Origin of the sequence: Streptococcus oralis subsp. dentisani, assembly GCF_003944205.1 — a bacterium.
In the GTDB taxonomy this organism is placed as follows: domain Bacteria; phylum Bacillota; class Bacilli; order Lactobacillales; family Streptococcaceae; genus Streptococcus; species Streptococcus oralis_BH.
The window spans coordinates 25,424-44,404 of sequence record NZ_RJPH01000003.1 but is presented as its reverse complement, the minus strand read 5'-3'; the positions used below and the strand labels follow the sequence as shown (position 1 = coordinate 44,404).

Sequence of the window (18,981 nt, the reverse complement as noted above, 5' to 3'; positions counted from 1 at the left end):
CTATGGCATATAGTCAATCTTTAGCTCAGCAGATTCGCAAAATTCTAGCACTTAAACTTCCTCCCCAAATTTTCGAAGAAGAGTTAGAAGAAAAGAAACTGTTTGGTGGCCTGGCCTTTATGATTCGTGGGAAAATGGTCCTTACAGTCAGTTCCAGAAAGGACGAGCTGGTTATGGTGAGAATTGGCAAAGAAATGGAAAAGCAAGTTCTACCCCGAACAGGAGCTCATACCACATTGATGAGAGGGCGACCTTATCATGGCTATATAGACCTAGATATCGAAGGTCAAAAAGAACTTCCTTACTGGATTGATTTAGCTCTCTCCTATAATCAAGAGTTGACCAAGTAACTCATATCTAGTGAGATTAGAGATTGGAAAAACGAAAAGCAACTGCACAAGCGGTTGCTTTTTTCACTTGCTTTCTTGAGATTCAATAGCACTTCTGAGTCTCATTCTTGTAGTTTTCTCTCATCTTTTGTGATAGAATAGGCTCATACTCAATGAAAATCAAAGAGCAAACTAGGAAGCTAGCCGCAGGCTGTACTTGAGTACGGCAAGGCTAAGCTGACGTGGTTTGAATTTGATTTTCGAAGAGTATCAATCTATTTCTAGGAGGATGAGATATGGTTTCTACTATTGGTATCGTCAGTTTGTCTAGTGGCATTATCGGAGAGAATTTTGTCAAACACGAAGTCGACTTAGGTGTCCAACGTCTCAAGGATTTGGGACTCAATCCTGTCTTTTTACCCCATTCGCTAAAGGGCTTGGACTTTAGCAAGGACCATCCGGAGGCACGTGCAGAGGATTTGATGCAGGCCTTTTCTGATGATAGCATCGACATGATCCTATGCGCCATTGGTGGGGATGATACCTATCGCTTGCTACCTTATCTTTTTGAAAACGACCAGCTTCAAAAGGTTATCAAGTCAAAGATTTTTCTTGGTTTTTCGGATACAACCATCAATCACCTTATGTTGCACAAACTGGGAGTCAAGACTTTTTATGGGCAATCCTTTCTAGCCGACATTTGTGAATTAGACAAGGAGATGTTGCCCTATAGCTTTCACTACTTTAAAGAATTGATTGAGACTGGAAGAATTTCAGAAATCCGCCCTAGCGACGTTTGGTATGAGGAACGGACTGATTTTAGTCCCAAGGCCCTGGGAACAGCTCGTATCAGTCATGCAGATACTGGTTTTGACTTGTTGCAAGGAAATGCCCAGTTTGAGGGAGAAATTCTCGGTGGTTGCCTTGAATCTCTCTATGATATCTTTGACAATTCTCGATACGCAGACAGCACGGACCTCTGCCAAAAGTACAAACTCTTCCCTGACTTATCCGACTGGGAAGGAAAGATTCTCTTGCTAGAAACAAGCGAAGAAAAGCCTGAGCCAGAAGAATTCAAAAAGATGTTGCAGGCTTTGAAAGAAACTGGAGTATTTGAGGTCATCAGTGGACTCTTGGTCGGAAAACCTATGGATGAAACCTTTTATGACGACTATAAGGAAGCAATACTGGACATCATTGACAGCAATATCCCGATTGTCTATAATCTGAATGTCGGCCACGAAACTCCAAGAGCCATTGTGCCCTTTGGCGTTCACGCTTATGTGGATGCACAGGAGCAAGTCATTCGCTTTGACCATAACAAAAAATAAACAATTTCTCTATTTTTGTGCTTTGGTATTGATTTTCGTTACAATTTGTGTCTAAATTTATTGCATTTTGCTTATTTCTATGATATCTTTTTGAAGGAGGTATATATGACTAAACAAAAAATAAATCAAATTGTCGGTTCAATTGGAGCCTTTATCGGGATTATTGTATTTATCGCCTACATCCCACAAATTTTTGCCAATTTACAAGGCAACAAAGCTCAACCATTCCAGCCTTTATCCGCAGCAGTATCTTGTTTAATTTGGGTTATTTACGGGTGGACAAAAGAACCTAAGAAGGATTGGATACTAATTATTCCAAACTCAGCTGGCGTTGTCTTAGGTGGACTGACATTTCTCACTGCACTATAAAAATTACTAGCATATAATCAAAAAGCTGAGAGGAATTTCTCAGCTTTTTCTATATTCTCAGATAGTTAGACGCTTGGACTCACTAACTTCCGCTTTTCCACTCACAATCATTCTCATGATCATCTATCAGACCTGCCGCCTGTAGAAAAGCTAAAACTGCGACTGGACCTGTGAATTTGAAACCACGTTTTTTGAGATCTTGAGATAACTTTTCAGACAAGGCTGTTTTAGCAGGCGCTAGGTGATAGTCAGGAACATCATTGATGATGGTTTTTCCCTCAACAAAGGACCAGAGATAAGCGTCAAAAGAGCCAAAGGTTTTCTGGATTTGTAAAAATGCTTGGGCGTTGGCACGCGTCGCAAAAATCTTGGCTCTATTTCGGATGATGGCTGGATTATCTAACAAGGCTTCCAACTCCCCATCTGTCATCTCTGCGACACGTTGGGCTTGGTAGTTGTGAAATACTTCTCGGAAAGCTTGGCGTTTGTTTAGTACCGTTTCCCAAGATAGACCCGACTGGTAAGTTTCCAAACAAAGCAACTCAAAAAGAGCACGGTCATCATGAAGGGGTTGGCCCCACTCTTCATCATGGTAGGCTACATATAATGGGTTGTTCATTTTAACCCAACCACAGCGTTTTGTCATAAAAATCTCCTATTTTACCAACATCTTAAGGGCTGACTTGATATAGTTCTCAGCTGTATCCGTCGTTCCTTCAAAGAATTTCTTGATTTTCTTAAGCTCGGTTGCCTTGTAGCCCAGTGCCAACATGGCTTCCATAGCTTCTTCTAGTTCTTGGTTTTCAGCACTGGCTTGCACTGCGACCTTGGCAGGAAGGTCATCGCTAGCCACAACTACCTTGCCTTCCAAGTCTAGCACCATCTGCTGGGCTGTTTTCTTGCCAATTTTAGGGAACTTAGTCAAGTAGGTGATGTTCTTAGTCTCGATCGCCTGAACCAAGCCAGCATTGTCATCGGCAGCGATAATGGCAAGAGCTGACACAGGTCCAATCCCAGAAACCGAGATCAGACTAAGAAAGAGCTTCTTCTCATCTTCTGAGCGAAAGCCGTAAAGCAGATGGGCATCCTCACGGACAACTTGGTGCACATAAATCTGAGTTTCTTGATTAACCTGACCTGAGTAAGCATAGGGATTAGCTACATGCAAGATATAACCGATACCATTTACCTCTAGGACAATGTATTTAGCAGTGATTTTGGTAATGATTCCTTTTAGATATTCGTACATAATTTTTCTCCATTATTTTGCCTATCTAGTATACCATATTTCCCCAAGACAGACTGCAACAAAAGGTGCAACCTCTGGTTGACAAATAGTACAGGAGATTGTATTCTCATTATAAGTAAAAATTGTTAGGATAGAAGTAGAAAGAGGAGGATAGAATGATGAAACTCACAGAAAAACTATTTGAGCTCAGAAAGGAAAAAGGTTGGTCCCAGGAAAAGCTAGCAGAACAAATCAATGTTTCTCGGCAAAGCATCTCAAAATGGGAGTCTGGACAAGTCCTTCCTGAAATCGAAAAAATCATTGAATTAAGCAAGATTTTTCAAGTGACAACTGACTATCTACTACTAGATGAAAACTCTGAAAAAGCTTCCACAGCAGTGATCTTGGAAGAAAACAAGGACAAATACTATAAAGAGGTTAAATCCTTTGGTCTCTGGCAAGTGATTTATATTTTCGTCTTAGCTCTGGCTATCTATCTCTTTTTAGCTGGTTCTAGTTTCCCAGCCGAATTCACCGCCTGGATTTGGCTGACCTTCGTACTCTTGATTGCGTCTGCAATTGCTATCAACAAGGCTCTCAAAACCAAACAACGTTATCTTGATAGGGTGATTGGTCTTGAGAATCCTTCAAACCAAGACGACTCTGCGAAACCTTGAGTCAATTGATTCATATTTCTCAGTACTTTTATAGGACTGGTCTTGTCAAGCAAGTGTAAACATCGTGTCAAGTTGCCCATATCCAATCAAAGTTCCCACCTTAGAAAAACTAAAAAGCCTTGTTCAAAAGGAACAAAGGCTTTTTGTGTTCTTAATATTTCCCCAACTCACGAAGACTGGTATGATTTTCCTGAATGCGACGGAACATCTTTTCCATATCTGACTTAGTGAAATGCACCAAAACAGGACGTCCGTGTGGACAGTTATAGGGATTGTCACATTGAGAAAGCTGATAAAGCAGCTGTCTGGCTGAGTGGTCATCGATACGATGGTTGGCCTTGATAGATCGCTTGCAGGACATCATGATAGCCAGCTCTGCTCGGTATTTCTTGATAGAAACTTCCTTGGTCAGGAGCAGCATGTCACACATTTCATAGATCCCAGACTCGATTTCCTCCTCTGCCATCCAAATAGGATGTTCACGTAGGATAAATTGATTTTCTCCGTACTCTGCTAGAAAGACGCCCACTTCCTCCAAAAGTGCCATTCTTTCCTTGAGACGCAGGGCATCATCTGCAGGAAATTCAAAGATGTAGGGCACTAGGAGTTGCTGCTGGCTCTGGTCAACATTTCCGATGCTTTCACGGTATTCCTCGTACTTAACTCGTTCCTGAGCCGCGTGTTGGTCTATGATGTAGAGCCCATCTCGCCCTTGGGCAAAGAGATAGGTCCCGTGCATCTGCCCGAAAAATTCCAACTCTGGGAAGCTGGAAGATTCTTCTCGCTCCAGCTTGTCATAAGCCTTATCGAGGCTAGCAAGATCTAACTCTGGATGGTCTAGTTGGTCGTAGTTAACAGGCTTTCTCTCTGCAAAATGCAGTTTTGCTGGTCTAGTCAGCTGGTCCAAGGTTTCCTTGGCAAACAAGGTTAAATCTTTCCCTTCCTCAGTTAATTCAACCTGATGATCAGCCACCTCAACTTGGCTGGGTCTTGTAGGCTCAGTCTTTTCATAGTAGAGCGTATTTTCTCTGAGTGGGAGAATAGTCTGCTCCACCTTTTGACGATTGCGCACGGTCGACTTGGCAAGATTTTCCAAGGCATCAGGGATCAAGGCTTGCTCTTTGAGACTGTTAGAAATAGCTTCTGAGACTAACGCCATCAGTTCTTTTTCCTTGGAAATCCGCACTTCTTGTTTGGTTGGATGGACATTGACATCAGCCAGATAAGGGTCGATATGGATGTGAATGACAGCCAGTGGAAAACGGCCCACCATAAGCTTGCTTCCGTAACCGTCAAGAATCGCACGATTGAGCAGGAAGTTCTTGATATAACGGCCATTGATGAAGAGACTGATATAGTTGCGGTTGGCCCGAGTCAACTCAGGCAATGACACAAAGCCTGAAATTTCGAAATCTAGGTCAGAGTTCTCAATGGCAATCATCTTCTTGGCACTCGCCAAACCATAAATTCCTGCGATGGCTTGACGCAGTTGACCAGTCCCTGCTGTCCGCGTCATCTCCTTGCCATCACTAATCAAACTGAAGGAAATCTCAGGATGGGCCAAGCCCAGACGGTTGACAATATCAATGATATGAGACAACTCCGCTTGCTGGCTCTTCATATACTTGAGACGGGCTGGCGTGTTGAAAAAGAGATCCTCCACACAAACCTTGGTTCCCACTGGACTAGTCGCTGGAATGACTTCCTCAACTTCTCCCCCACGCGCGACTAACTTGGTTCCATGACTAGCACCATCTACCGCCGTTAACAGAGTCAGAACACTAACAGAAGCGATAGAAGGCAGGGCTTCACCACGAAAACCAAGCGTCCGAATCCGAAAAAGATCTGCTTGATTTTTTATCTTACTAGTCGCATGACGACGCAAAGCCAATTCCACCTCATCGTGGACAATTCCATGGCCATTATCGGTGATTTGGATTTTCTTGAGACCAGCTTCTTCAATCTCAATGATAATCTGGCTAGAGCCAGCGTCAATGGCATTTTCTACCAACTCTTTGACCACACTGGCAGGACGCTCAATGACCTCTCCTGCCGCTATCTGGTTTGCCAACACCTCTGGCAATTCAATAATATGAGACATTTTTCAGCCCCTTTCTGTATCTATTTTCCTAGAAATTGATTAGTGCTATTATACCATATTTCAGATACTACTAGAAAAAGCAAATACCACATAGACTCCAAATCTCTCCACATAGACAAAGTCCCTTGCCAGAGGGCGTAAAATAGTGTTTAATAAAGGTGTACAGGAAGTGATCACAAGCTTGTATAACTGAAAAGGAGGGAAGTTTATGAAAGTAGAAGTACAGATTAAGGAGATTTACGAGGAGGAAAAGCTGATTGTCCAAGCTCCTCAGCCGACCGAAAAAGTCCAGAAAGTCATCGAGTTCGCTGAAAATCTGGACCAAAAAGAAACAATCAAAGGAAAGATTGATGATCAGGTCTATCTAGTTGAAATTGGCAAGATTCAGCGCTTCTATATAGAGAATCGAAAGGTTCTAGCAGAAACTGCATCTCAGACCTACAGCATTGATTTGCGACTCTATCAGGTTCTTGAAATTCTGCCGACCACTTTTATCCAAATTTCCCAATCAGAAATCATCAATATCGATTCCATCTCTCATCTCAAGCTCACGCCCAACGGTCTGGTTGAAATTTTCTTGAAAAACGAAAGCTTCACCTACTCTTCACGCCGTTACCTAAAAACCATCAAGGAGAAATTAGAACTATGAAAAAACAAGTATTTCACGACGCAGCTGCTGGCGTCCTCATCGGCCTCATCCTCTCTATCCTCTTTTCACTCATTTATGCACCAAGTACATACACCCCATTAAGTCCCGACTCTCTCATCGGCCAAGCGATGGCTCAACATCAGGTTCACGGTGCCCTGGTTTTGCTCTACTGCACATTTATCTGGTCAGCTATCGGCGTTCTCTTTAGCTTTGGCAGTCGCTTATTCAGCCGTGATTGGAGCTTGCTCCGTGCCACACTTTCCCATTTCTTCCTCATGCTGGCTGGCTTTGTTCCACTAGCAACTCTGGCTGGTTGGGTCCCCTTCCACTGGACCTTCTATCTCCAGCTCATTCCAGAGTTTGCGATTGTCTACCTCATCATCTGGGCTATTCTCTATAAAAGAGAAGCTAAAAAAGTAGACCACATCAATCAACTCTTGGCCCATAAAAAGTAATAGAGAAAATCCCACTCACAAAAATGTGAGTGGGCTCTTTTTATAATTTTTGCTTGAACTCGACTAAGACATTCATAGCCTGCATAGGCGTCATGTTGTAAACATCCAGTTCAGCTAATTCTGCTAGGATAGGATGCTCTTCAGGTGTATCAAAGAGAGAAATCTGTTCACTGACGGCACTTGTTTGCCTCATCAGACTTGGACTTTCTCCCCCTTGACTCTCCAGTTGTGTCAAAATCTTATCCGCCCTTGCTAACAGTTCTGCTGGTAAACCAGCAATCTTAGCAACGTGGATACCGTAGGATTTGTCAGCTGGTCCTGGTTCAATCTTGTGAAGGAAGGTAACCTGCCCATCCTGCTCCAAGGTTGCCACATGAACATTGACCAAGTGTTCCAGGCTGGACTCCAGACTGGTCAACTCATGGTAGTGGGTCGCAAAGAGGGTTTTAGCTCCGATATGTTCATGAATGTATTCGATGATGGACTGAGCAAGAGCCATCCCGTCATAAGTTGCAGTTCCGCGTCCCAATTCATCAAAGAGAATGAGTGAGTCCTTAGTCGCATGCGAAATGGCATTGTTGGCCTCCATCATCTCCACCATAAAGGTTGATTGACCTGAAACCAAGTCATCTGCTGCTCCGATACGGGTAAAGATCGCATCGAAAATAGGCAAATGGGCGCTCTCAGCCGGCACATACGAGCCCAGCTGGGCCATAACCGCAGTCATGGCTAACTGGCGCATGTAGGTTGACTTCCCACTCATGTTGGGCCCTGTGATTAGCTGAATACTGGTATCTTCTGCCATCTGGATACTGTTTGGAATGTAGGTCTGCGCTCCCATGACCTTTTCAACGACAGCATGGCGCCCTTTCTGGATATCAATTTGTGAATCGTCTCCGAACTCCGGTCGGATCAAATGCTGGGTTTCAGCCACAACTGCCAGACTTTGCAGGACATCAACTGTCGCAATTCCTTGGGCTAGAGCCTGCAAACGCTGGATGTACTTGCTGACTTCCTCACGGATACGCATAAAAATTTCATATTCTAGGTTGGCTGACTTCTCACGTGCCTCCAGCATATCCCCCTCGATACGGGCTAATTCTTCAGTACCAAAGCGTTCTGAGTTTTTCAGCGTTGCCTTGCGGAAAAAGTGGGCTGGCACATTTCCCAGTTGCGAATTGGTCACATGGAAATAGTAACCGTCCTTTTTATTGTAGTCAATCTTAAGCGTGCTGATGCCTGAGTTTTCTCTCTCCTTATCCTCAATCTCAGCAATCCAACTAGTCCCTTCTCTGAGCACTCGACGGTATTTATCCAAGGTCTCATCAAATCCCGTACGGATAATGCCGCCTTCCGTAATCACATGAGGAGCTTCAGGAGAAATCGCTGCGCTAATCAAACTCTCCAACTCAGGGATGGCATCCAACTGTGTGATGAGATAGGCTAGGGCAGGTTGCTCCATGCCTTCTAAAATCGCACGAATCCGTGGTACACTAGACAAGGTGGTCGCCAATTGCAAAAGATCCTTGGGATTGGTCTTACCAAAAGAAACCCGACTAGCCAAGCGTTCGATATCATAAACACCCTTGAGGCTGTCTGTCAAATCACTACGCTCAAAGAAGTGGTCAAGGAAGACCTGCACCACATCTTGACGTTGGACGATTCGCTCCTTATCAATCAAAGGACGATGAATCCAAGAACGCAAGAGCCGCATTCCCATAGCTGTTTTGGTTTCATCTAAAAGCCAGAAAAGACTGCCTTGCTTCTTGCCTGAACGGGCATTCTCAACCAAATCCAGACTAGCCTTGGTCGCATAGTCCATCTGCAAGAAATCTTTGATTTCATAGCGGATAACTGGTTTGAGGTGGTTCAATTCCCGCATCTGGGTCCGATGAACATACTGGAGTAGCTTACTAGCTGCCGCTTGCTCCACAGCTGCCAGTCGTGAATCCAATAAATGGATGTCCTCAAAACCTTCTTTCTCATAGGAAATCACCAGATTCATCTGACGACTTAGAATTTGTTCTTCTTCCTCAGGCAAGTCATAACCTAGAACTACTTCTCGCGCCTTTAGGTTACGGATTTCCCCACAAACCAGCGTAAAATCTAATAGACCTGTCACATAAAAGTCACCCGTCACCAGATCCATATAAGCCAGACCAAATTGATTGCCATCACGATCTATGGCAACCAAGAAATTGTTCTGACTATCGGGCTTACTACTATCAACCACTGTACCGGGGGTGATGACCTGAACCACCTCTCGCTTGACAACCCCAACCGCTTGTTTGGGATCCTCCATCTGCTCGGCAATAGCCACCTTATAGCCCTGCTCAATCAAAACATCAATATACTGCTGGGCAGAGTGATAGGGAACACCAGCCATGGGTATCGGATTCTCTGCATTTTTATTACGACTGGTCAGTGAAATCTCTAAAATCTGTGCCGCATTGACCGCATCTTCGTAAAACAGCTCATAAAAATCACCCATCCGAAAGAGCAAAAAAGCATCTGGATATTGCTTTTTAATATCCACATACTGCTGCATACCAGGTGATAGTTTTTCTGTCGTCATATTGGCTCTCTCCTTGTCAAAAATAAGGCTTGGGAACAAGTCCCAAAACCCTATTCATCCTTCATCAAATCTAGCAAACGCTCTTCCATGAGCTTGGCAACATGCTGGTCTCGACAAATAACCAGTAAGGTGTTGGCTCCCGCAACTGTTCCTAAAATCGCCTCGTCCTTATTTTCATCAACAATATTTGCTAAGACAGCTGCTTCTCCCAACTTGGTATGAAGTACCAAAGTAAACTCTGCTCTCGCAACCCCTTCTAGATGATGCGACAAAAACTCTACCAAATCAATCTTTTCTGTTTCATTCGCTAGCACATAATATACCATACCATTTTTCTTAACCTTGATCAAGCCGATCTCGCGCAGGTCGCGAGACAAGGTCGTTTGCGTCACAAAGACATTCCGAACTTCTAGGCGATCTTGGATATCCTTTTGTGTAGCTAGTTTTTCCTCAGTGATCATCTTTTTAATCAACTGGTGTCGTTCTTTTTTTCTCATATCAACCTCTTACATGAATATTTATAACCGATTTCGGGTTTATTTTTAGATATAATTATACCAAAAAAACTGAATAATTCAAAAAAATCTTTCTTCTTTCACTAAATTTATGATAAAATAGAATAAAAGTCCAAAAGGAGCCTACTTATGAGCACAAAAAAACTGATTGCTAGTGAATTGGCTAGCGTCATCGATAGCCTAGATCAAGAGGCTATTTTAAATTTACTAGAACAACCAAAAAACTCTGACATGGGAGATATCGCTTTCCCTGCTTTCTCACTTGCAAAAGTCGAACGCAAGGCACCTCAAATGATTGCTGCTGAAATCGCTGAAAAAATCAACAGCCAAGCCTTTGAAAAAGTTGTTGCAACTGGCCCTTACGTCAACTTCTTCCTTGATAAAGCTGCCATTTCTGGAGCAGTTATCAAAGAGATCATCGAAAAAGGATCTGACTACGCTCAACAAACGGAAGGCAAAGAGCAAAATATCACGATTGACCTATCAAGTCCAAACATCGCAAAACCTTTCTCAGTAGGTCACTTACGTTCAACTGTTATCGGAGATGCTCTTTCTAATATCTTTAAGAAAATGGGCTACAACACTATTAAAATCAACCACCTTGGAGACTGGGGTAAACAGTTTGGTCTTCTCATGGTTGCTTATAAAAAATGGGGGAGTAAGGAAGCCGTAGAAGCTAATCCAATTGACGAATTGTTAAAATTGTACGTTCGCATCAATGCTGAAATCGAAAATGATCCAGCTCTTGATGATGAAGGACGTCTCTGGTTTAAAAAATTGGAAGATGGCGATCCAGAAGCAACTCAACTTTGGCAGTGGTTCCGTGACGAAAGTTTGGTTGAGTTCAACCGCATTTACAAACTGTTGAACGTTGAATTTGACAGCTTAAACGGGGAGGCCTTCTATAATGACAAGATGGACGAAGCCGTGCAAATCCTTGAAGAAAAAGGTTTGCTAGAAGAATCACGCGGCGCTAGCATTGTCAACCTCGATGATGTTGAACTTCCACCCGCTATGATTAAGAAATCTGACGGTGCAACCCTCTACATCACACGTGACATTGCGACAGCTATCTACCGTGCACGTACTTACAATTTTGTTAAAAATGTCTACGCAGTTGGTCAAGAGCAGTCTAACCACTTTAAACAGTTAAAAGCCGTCTTGAAAAAAATGGGATTTGACTGGAGCGATGATATGATTCACGTAGACTTCGGTTTGGTAACCAAGAATCGTCAAAAACTCTCTACTCGTAAAGGAAATATCATCCTGCTCGAACCTACCCTTCAGGAAGCTATCAGCCGTGCCAAAGCACAAATCGAAGCGAAAAATCCTGACCTCGAAAACAAGGAACAGGTTGCCCAAGCTGTCGGAGTGGGAGCTGTTAAATTCTACGACCTCAAGACTGACCGCCGAAATGGTTACGACTTTGACCTCGAAGCTATGGTTTCCTTTGAAGGAGAAACTGGTCCATACATCCAATACGCTTACGCTCGTATTCAGTCTCTACTTAGAAAAGCAGACTTCCAACCAAATGCTCAAGCAAATTACAGTCTAAATGATGCTGAAAGCTGGGAAATTATCAAACTTCTCCAAGACTTTGCCCGTGTCATCAAACGCGCATCTGTTAACTATGATCCATCGCTCATTGCCAAGTATGCAATCAGCTTGGCTCAAGCTTTCAACAAATACTATGCTCACACTCGTATCTTGGATGAAAGTCCAGAGCGCGACAGTCGCCTAGCCCTCAGCTACGCAACAGCTGTTGTTCTCAAAGAGGCCCTTCGTTTGCTTGGAGTAGAAGCACCAGAGAAGATGTGATTCCGTACTAACAATTGGAACTAAAGTTCCTAATTGTTAGACGCTAGCCGCTTATATGCGGACTAGCTAACTGCTTCACTAGTCATGACCCCTAAATATAATCGATTTAGAGGCCATGACGTCGTAACTATGGTGATTTGGCTAGGCGCTTTACTAGTCTTCATTAGAATTGGACGAACTTTTCAGTTAAAGGTCCAGACCGTCTGACTTAATCTATCAGATACCTGTTCCGCTAGTCTAATCACTTAGTTGAAAAGCGAAAATTTCTTTCGCCTTTCTTATGCCATCAACTTTTTTATCAAACCAGGAGAGATTTTATGAGCCAGTATGCTTATATCTTAGTTGTCATTAGCCTTGTCGTTCTTTTTCTCATCAATAAATACGAAAAAGAAAAACTTCAACAACTCCTTCAGGAACAGCTTCTGAGGGACGAAGCTTTCAAAACAGACATACGCGAAAGGATCCAAACAACGGAATATATCAATGATGTGATTGACTACATCAATAAAGGTTACCGTTTGGGACTCCTGCTTTCTAAGGAAATCACTGAGCAACTGAAATAAGGGAATCCGAGAAGCTTTCTTCTCGGATTTTTTACTCTCATCAATACCATTTCCTTGTGATAATCATATCTTTCATATGATTTTTCTGAAATTTTCTAAATTTTTCAAAAATTCTCTTGCATTTTTCATAAGTTTTTTGTAGAATAGTAGCTACCTATTCAGATTATTCTGAAAATTCAAAAACAGGAGGTTTTTATGTCACAAGTTACTTCATCACACCAGTCTACCTGGACAAGCAAGCTAAAAGCAATGGGACCCGGGATCCTAATGGCTTCCGCTGCAGTCGGAGGTTCTCACATCGTATCCTCCACTCAAGCCGGTGGTTCTTATGGATGGTCGCTGCTTCTCTTGGTCATCTTAGCCAATGTTTTTAAATATCCATTTTTCCGTTTTGGTGCTGAATACACAGCAGACACTGGTAAAACCTTGGTCGAAGGTTATGCCGAAAAAGGGAAACTCTATCTCTGGATTTTCTTTATTCTCAATGTCTTTTCTGCTATGGTCAATACAGCTGGAGTCGCTATCCTTTGCTCAGCCATCATCGCTAGCGCCTTTCCAATGATTGGTCTTAGCATCACTCAATGGTCCCTTATCCTTGTTGCGGTCATTTGGGCTATGTTGCTCTTTGGGGGCTACAAACTATTGGACGGTATGGCGAAATGGATCATGTCTGCCTTGACTATTGCAACTGTTCTTGCCGTCATCATTGCTGCCGTTAAGCACCCAGAATACAGCTCTGATTTTATCGAGAAGACACCTTGGCAAATGGCGGCGCTCCCTTTCATCGTTTCCCTCTTAGGATGGATGCCTGCCCCTATTGAAATTTCAGCCATCAACTCACTCTGGTCTGCTGAAAAGAAAAAGACCGTCAACTTTAATACAGCGGACGCTCTTTTCGACTTTAACGTTGGTTACATTGGAACTGCTATCCTAGCTGTATTCTTCGTGGCACTAGGAGCACTTATTCAATATCCTACAGGACAGGCAGTTGAAGCCGCTTCAGCCAAATACATCTCTCAATTCGTGGGTATGTATGCCTCTGTTCTTGGAGAATGGTCTCGTTATTTGATCACCTTTATCGCCTTTCTTTGTATTTTTGGAACAGTTATCACCGTTATTGATGGTTACTCTCGTGTCAATCAGGCATCCCTTCAACTCTTGGCAAATCAAAAAGAGGATAATCGTAAATCTTTGAACATCTGGATGACCATCACAGCTATCATCGGTATCGTCATCATCAAGTTCTTTGCCGGTCAAGTTTCAACCATGCTCCGCTTTGCCATGATTGGATCTTTTCTTACAACACCATTCTTTGCCCTTTTGAACTATGTCTTGGTCACAGGTGAAAATAAAAATCTTCCTTCTTGGTTGAAACTCCTCGCCATTGCAGGATTGATCTTCCTCTTTGGATTTGCCATCTTCTTTATCTATGCACTTGCCATCGGAAAAGCAGGATAGTTCACAAAGCAGCACCCTCGTCTGGGGTGCTTTTTCTGCATTCAAAAGGCAGTTGAGAAAACCTAACTGCCTACTTGAACGATTCTAACTTTCCGAGTCCAATCCATATAAGTCCGCGATAATCGCTGCGACCTTTTTAATATCTCCCAGCATTCCTCTCATTTCAAAGTCAGCCAATACAGGGAAACCAAAGCGCTGGCTGTACTGCTTGGCAGTCAGACAGTATTGGTTATTAAAATTGCGATTACCAGATCCAACTACCCCAAAACACTTACTGGCATTGTTCCCATAGGCGATAAAATCACCCACTGGAGTCGTTAAAATCTCAACATCGCCGTTATCGACACCATTTCCACCTTCTAGATAAGTTGGTAAAAAGGCGACATAAGGGTGATCCATCTCAAAGAATTCTTGACCTTCCTTGACTAGATCCTTGATATGGATCTTTTGGACCTCAATCCCTTCGTACTGGGACAAGAGATAGTCCTTAAGTCGAGTTACAAAACTCTCTGTATTCCCGCTCAAACTGATATAAACTAAGGATATTTTTTTCATATTGACCTCGATATTTTATTTTGATATTAAAAGAACTACCAAGATTGTAACTTGATAGTTCCCTTTTGTCAATACTTAGGCAGCCTCTTCTGTTTCGACTTCCTCAACCAACTCTTTTTGTTGACGCCACATCTTGTAAAAGACAATGGCAAGGAAGAGGACATTGATAACAACAAATAAAATCGTTGTTCCCTTTCCAAGGACTTCTGTTCCTAGTCGCAAAGTTTCATCACGGATGGCTTGTACAGCATCTTGCATACCCATATAAGTATAAATCGAACCAACAATGGCAAGCAAAACATAAGCAATGTAAGCATAATTTGCATATTGCAAATGATTACGAACCAAGAGCACAATACCTGCGACTACTAAAATCGCAGATAAAATAATCAAAACGATGTTAACAGTCGAATGCGATAATTCAGCTGTCTTATGTAGATAATTAATCGTATCCTCCAGTTGCTGGGCGCTAATACCTTGAACTTGAGCTTGACTGGCACCTAGTGTTTCTTTACTAGGAACTGGACTTAGTATTCCAAACAAAGACATAGCTGAAATCAATGCTGATAGGACTAATAGAACCCAAAGATAAATTGGTTTCTTTTTCATAATTTTTCCTCCTTAAGGTATTTTGAACATTATAGCATTTTTTGTATGTAAATACAAGTTTTACAGGGAACTTTCGACTTGTTTGCGATAAGCTTTTGGTGATTTTCCGCACAATTTACGGAAGACCTTGTAGAAATATCCAACATTGCTGTAACCAACAGCATAGCAAACATCTTCAATACTATCATTGGTTGAAAGCAAGAGCTGTTGCGCCGCCTTGATCCGCTGTTTATTGAGCAATTCCGCAAAGGTTGAGTTGGTTTCTCGCTTGATCAGCTGACCGAGATAGACAGGATTGATAAAGAGATCCTTGCTGATATCCTTAAGTGAGAGCTCTTTCTGATAATCACGCCCAATCACCTCCAGAACACTCACCACATTTTCATTCATGCGGTACTGGCCAAAGAACTTGGTCAAGGTTTCTTTGATATAGGCAACCAATTCTTCAAAGGTGTTAATGGCATGAATAGCTTTGACAATCTCGGTCATATCATCCGCTTTTAAGTGCTCAAACAAGTGGAAGACATCCATGACAAACTGGGTGAAGAGCTGTTTGGTGATAGCCACGCGCGGTGTGTTCTCTAAGACAACCTTCTCCAGTAGGGTTAATTCTTCGATGATTTGATTGATATTTCCTTGGATAATCACGCGATAAATCGGTTCATAATAAGCAAATAGACTCTCGGATTTTTCTAGATTGACAGAACCGTAAAAGAGGGCTTTTTCTGCGTTGATCTTCCATTTTTCAAAGGCTTGTTGGTAGGGCGCTACAAAAGGCGTTACTACGATGCCATCTAGTGGCTGATCAGAGATGAAAATCTGCCAGTCTTGTCCCAAAACATAGTAAGGAATGGTAAAAGAGCCCTGCTTTTCCTTGGATAGACCAATCCACCAGCTGTCTTTGCCCGCTAAGAAGTTGATAAAGCCCTCTTCGTCCAATTCTTGGCTGAGAGTTTGGCTTTGCTCCACCTTTTCTTGAAGCTGTCGCGCAATTTTTTCTAATAGATGACTCAACTCCACCTTATCCACTGGCTTCACCAGATAATCCACGACACTAAGATTCATGGCTTTTTTGACGTACTCAAACTCCTGATAACCTGACAGCAAGATATAATAGGTATCTGGAAGCAGCTCCTTCATTTCCTTAATCATCTCAAGCCCTGTCTTATCTGGCATGTTGACATCGGAAATGATCACATCTACTGGATTTTCCTTGACATAGTCTAAAGCATCATCAGCGTGATTAGCTGTTGCGACGACTTGCATATCCCATTTTTCAAAGGGGATTAATCGCTTGAGCCCCTCTGTCACCATATACTCGTCGTCTACTAATAAAACTTTATACATTTCCCTTCCTTTCTATTCATTTTGAATAGTAATACGGTAACGAACACCTTCTTGCTCAGCTGACTCGACACTGATTTGGTAGCGATCCCCAAAATAGAGGACAAAGCGTTCGTGTACATTGACTATTCCGATTGACTGTCGCTCCCCGCTGTAGCTTGCCTCGTGCTCAAAACTTATCTGAGTTAGTTTTTCTTGCAAGCTAGCTAGTTTCTCAGCAGTCATCCCGCGACCATTGTCTACTACTAAGATTTCAACAAAACCTTGGCCCTTCAAAACCTTTATACTGATCACATTGTCTGTTCGGCGGTGGTCAATACCGTGAGCAAAGTAGTTTTCTACCAATGGTTGGAGCGTAAACTTGGGAATCCTCATATTTTCTAATTCGGGTGCAATCTTAAAACCATAGGCAACTGACTTTGGATAACGCACCATACAGAGATAGCTGTATTTGCGACAAAATTCTAATTCTTGCTTCAGCGTCGTTTCCCGCTCGTCGGAGATATTATTGCGTAGTAAACTGCTAAATTCATAGATAATATCCGCCAGTTCATCTTGGCTTTCCATGACGGCATACATGCGCAGAAACTCTAAGGTATTGTACATAAAGTGAGGATTGATTTGAGCTTGTAAGGCCCGCATATTGGCATCTTTCTGACTGAGCTCCAGCTGATAGATATCATGGATATTTTTTTCCAGTCGATCCAACATATCATTGGTTGTTTCTGCAATGAGGAGCAATTCTTGATCTTTTTCAGAAGTATCGATCCGAAGTCCCTCTTCTCCTTGGGCAATCACCTCGATAGACTCTACCAAATCCACAACCTGCCTTTGGTAATTGGAGAAGGTCTGCCTCAAGGTCACATATAAAATAATAATAAAGAGAACACTCAAACCAACAATGACAGCGGAACTAGTTAAAATCCCAGTAAGAACAAAATCCTTAGGAACTGCTGATTGGACTTGATAGCCATGTGATGTCAAACCAACAATCCAATTTTCCCGTTCAGCTACTACATTTTCCCCTATATGAAACAATTCAGTATCAAAAGGGGAGGTGATCGTCACGGCCACAGGAATCAGACCGCGAGTATTATCAATTGCTTGGTAAAGTACATCTTGCGATAAAGAAATGTAAATAACACCTAGAGACTGATCGGAGTTAGGATCGAGTACTGGTATGGCAAAACTATTGGCTGCTGGTTTGAAATCCTCAGCAAGAATTTTCTCCCCGCTACGTTTCTCTCTAGTAGAAACGTAGACTTCCTTGTAGTCTTGCAAAACAATTGCAACACCTGTCACAAAGTCATTTCTTACATACAAATCATCAATGTTTTCATACAAAGATACTGAGACATAGGGAGACGCTTTACGTTGCAACAGCCAGTAAAAATAATCCGATGTACTCAGACTAAAATACTTATAAATCCCCTCTATCCGTGCTCGATTTTCAACCAGTTCCTGCGCTAGCTGAGTCGACTCCCTGTGGTAATATTCAATCTCACTCACTGTTCGAGTCGTTACACGTTGAGCTACTCGCTGGGCTTCTTTTTCACGGGAACTCCAGTCAGCATAGGAGAGCATGACCGCAAAACTTACAATGATGACAATCATCACCAAGGTATAGATGCGCAAGAGCGAGTGGAGCCAGAACGGCTTCATTTTATTTTGTCGCCAATTTTTCATGGATACTTTCATATACGGGTTCCAACATATCACTGATAAAGAAATGCCATACACCAATTCCTACGAAAAAGAGGAGGGCAGGCATATAGTAACCAATTCCTACAAGCATGACCGTACCAAATAAAACCTTGGCAATTGCCGGCAAATTCATAAAAATTCCGATAAGAGCGAGTTTTACAGTATTTCGATAAGAGAGCTCATAGTGAACTTGGAGTTTCAATGAAACGGTATAAGCCAAAAAAACAAAGGCAACAACAAGGATATTGAGAAAGGTTGCCAAGAGATGGAAGATAGTCTGATGAGGCAATTGAACCAAAAGGTACAAACCATAGACTAAGACTAGATCTACAAGTACAAAACTATAGAAAGCTAGGTTACTCTTGACAAAGTTACTCTTATACAATTCCCAAGCTTCTTTCAAACTATAAGCTCGATAAGTATAACCGTGCTCCGCATATAAACTCATAAGAGTTGCACTAGCTGGTGCCAAACCAAAGACCACACCTCCTGCTAGTGTTAATAACCAGAAAAAAGCCGTCGCAATCATTCCTAAAAAGAAACGATTAAAGACGAATTCTAAAAACTTTCCCATAATATCCTCCTTAAAACAACTATGTAACTATTATATCATATTTCAAACGTTTTCAAAAACATAGAGCACCCATTTACAATCCTCTAAAAGCGTGATACAATTGATTTTGACAGTTTTATATAAGGAG

The 18,981-nt window shown here is 42.3% G+C and carries 19 protein-coding genes; 9 read left to right on the top strand and 10 right to left on the bottom strand.

Annotated elements, in window-relative coordinates:
* Positions 1 to 2 precede the first annotated feature (2 nt).
* From D8805_RS03310 to D8805_RS03295, 3 genes are all read left to right on the top strand, one after another.
* On the top strand, positions 3 to 350 hold the full coding sequence (locus tag D8805_RS03310; protein ID WP_000331825.1) for a TfoX/Sxy family protein: 348 nt from the start codon (positions 3 to 5) through the stop codon (positions 348 to 350).
* Positions 351 to 625: 275 nt separating this feature from the next.
* Positions 626 to 1,660: a S66 family peptidase gene (locus D8805_RS03300; protein WP_125415431.1), complete on the top strand. Its 1,035-nt coding sequence runs from the start codon at positions 626 to 628 to the stop codon at positions 1,658 to 1,660.
* Positions 1,661 to 1,765: 105 nt separating this feature from the next.
* Positions 1,766 to 2,029: a SemiSWEET family transporter gene (locus tag D8805_RS03295; protein WP_000166112.1), complete on the top strand. Its 264-nt coding sequence runs from the start codon at positions 1,766 to 1,768 to the stop codon at positions 2,027 to 2,029.
* An 82-nt stretch (positions 2,030 to 2,111) separates the two neighbouring features.
* On the opposite strand, the gene D8805_RS03290 is transcribed toward D8805_RS03295, so the two are convergent.
* Positions 2,112 to 2,675 (bottom strand): DNA-3-methyladenine glycosylase I, encoded by a 564-nt coding sequence (locus D8805_RS03290; protein ID WP_125415430.1) that lies wholly within the window; start codon positions 2,673 to 2,675, stop codon positions 2,112 to 2,114.
* Between the two features lie 9 nt (positions 2,676 to 2,684).
* A complete protein-coding gene (gene ruvA / locus D8805_RS03285) occupies positions 2,685 to 3,278 on the bottom strand; it encodes a Holliday junction branch migration protein RuvA (RefSeq protein WP_000273426.1) in 594 nt (197 codons plus the stop codon).
* A 158-nt stretch (positions 3,279 to 3,436) separates the two neighbouring features.
* On the opposite strand from ruvA, the gene D8805_RS03280 reads away from it, so the two are divergent.
* Positions 3,437 to 3,934, top strand: coding sequence for a helix-turn-helix domain-containing protein (locus tag D8805_RS03280; RefSeq protein WP_125415548.1), 498 nt, complete (start codon positions 3,437 to 3,439; stop codon positions 3,932 to 3,934).
* Positions 3,935 to 4,085: 151 nt separating this feature from the next.
* Here the strand turns inward: D8805_RS03280 and mutL are convergent, their stop codons facing one another.
* Positions 4,086 to 6,035 (bottom strand): DNA mismatch repair endonuclease MutL, encoded by a 1,950-nt coding sequence (mutL, locus tag D8805_RS03275; protein ID WP_125415429.1) that lies wholly within the window; start codon positions 6,033 to 6,035, stop codon positions 4,086 to 4,088.
* Between the two features lie 208 nt (positions 6,036 to 6,243).
* Between mutL and D8805_RS03265 the strand changes: the two genes are divergently transcribed.
* Positions 6,244 to 6,684: a LytTR family DNA-binding domain-containing protein gene (locus tag D8805_RS03265; RefSeq protein ID WP_125415428.1), complete on the top strand. Its 441-nt coding sequence runs from the start codon at positions 6,244 to 6,246 to the stop codon at positions 6,682 to 6,684.
* Positions 6,681 to 7,139, top strand: coding sequence for a DUF3021 domain-containing protein (locus D8805_RS03260; RefSeq protein WP_125415427.1), 459 nt, complete (start codon positions 6,681 to 6,683; stop codon positions 7,137 to 7,139). Before D8805_RS03265 ends, D8805_RS03260 begins: the two co-directional genes overlap by 4 nt.
* A gap of 40 nt (positions 7,140 to 7,179) precedes the next feature.
* Here D8805_RS03260 and mutS read toward each other — a convergent pair whose 3' ends face one another.
* Both mutS and argR read right to left on the bottom strand, forming a co-directional pair.
* Positions 7,180 to 9,714 carry a DNA mismatch repair protein MutS gene (gene mutS, locus D8805_RS03255; protein WP_125415426.1) on the bottom strand — a complete coding sequence of 845 codons (2,535 nt, stop codon included), beginning with the start codon at positions 9,712 to 9,714 and terminating at the stop codon, positions 7,180 to 7,182.
* A gap of 50 nt (positions 9,715 to 9,764) precedes the next feature.
* Positions 9,765 to 10,211, bottom strand: coding sequence for an arginine repressor (gene argR, locus D8805_RS03250; RefSeq protein WP_061418468.1), 447 nt, complete (start codon positions 10,209 to 10,211; stop codon positions 9,765 to 9,767).
* Positions 10,212 to 10,358: 147 nt separating this feature from the next.
* Here argR and argS point away from each other — a divergent pair, with 147 nt between their 5' ends.
* From argS to D8805_RS03235, 3 genes are all read left to right on the top strand, one after another.
* Positions 10,359 to 12,047 (top strand): arginine--tRNA ligase, encoded by a 1,689-nt coding sequence (gene argS, locus D8805_RS03245; protein WP_038804662.1) that lies wholly within the window; start codon positions 10,359 to 10,361, stop codon positions 12,045 to 12,047.
* 317 nt (positions 12,048 to 12,364) lie between these two features.
* Positions 12,365 to 12,610: a MarR family transcriptional regulator gene (locus D8805_RS03240; protein ID WP_125415425.1), complete on the top strand. Its 246-nt coding sequence runs from the start codon at positions 12,365 to 12,367 to the stop codon at positions 12,608 to 12,610.
* 195 nt (positions 12,611 to 12,805) lie between these two features.
* A complete protein-coding gene (locus D8805_RS03235) occupies positions 12,806 to 14,068 on the top strand; it encodes an NRAMP family divalent metal transporter (protein WP_125415424.1) in 1,263 nt (420 codons plus the stop codon).
* Positions 14,069 to 14,152: 84 nt separating this feature from the next.
* Here the strand turns inward: D8805_RS03235 and nrdI are convergent, their stop codons facing one another.
* The 5 genes from nrdI to D8805_RS03210 all read right to left on the bottom strand — a co-directional run bounded on the left by nrdI (position 14,153) and on the right by D8805_RS03210 (position 18,854).
* Positions 14,153 to 14,623, bottom strand: coding sequence for a class Ib ribonucleoside-diphosphate reductase assembly flavoprotein NrdI (gene nrdI / locus D8805_RS03230; RefSeq protein WP_125415423.1), 471 nt, complete (start codon positions 14,621 to 14,623; stop codon positions 14,153 to 14,155).
* 75 nt (positions 14,624 to 14,698) lie between these two features.
* Positions 14,699 to 15,232 carry an ABC transporter permease gene (locus D8805_RS03225; protein ID WP_125415422.1) on the bottom strand — a complete coding sequence of 178 codons (534 nt, stop codon included), beginning with the start codon at positions 15,230 to 15,232 and terminating at the stop codon, positions 14,699 to 14,701.
* Between the two features lie 60 nt (positions 15,233 to 15,292).
* Positions 15,293 to 16,579, bottom strand: a complete 1,287-nt coding sequence (locus D8805_RS03220) for a response regulator transcription factor (RefSeq protein WP_125415421.1) — start codon at positions 16,577 to 16,579, stop codon at positions 15,293 to 15,295.
* 12 nt (positions 16,580 to 16,591) lie between these two features.
* Entirely contained in the window at positions 16,592 to 18,262 is a 1,671-nt protein-coding gene (locus D8805_RS03215) for a sensor histidine kinase (RefSeq protein WP_125415546.1), read from the bottom strand.
* Positions 18,240 to 18,854, bottom strand: a complete 615-nt coding sequence (locus tag D8805_RS03210; RefSeq protein WP_000514454.1) for a YesL family protein — start codon at positions 18,852 to 18,854, stop codon at positions 18,240 to 18,242. Before D8805_RS03210 ends, D8805_RS03215 begins: the two co-directional genes overlap by 23 nt.
* Between the last annotated feature and the right edge of the window lie 127 nt (positions 18,855 to 18,981).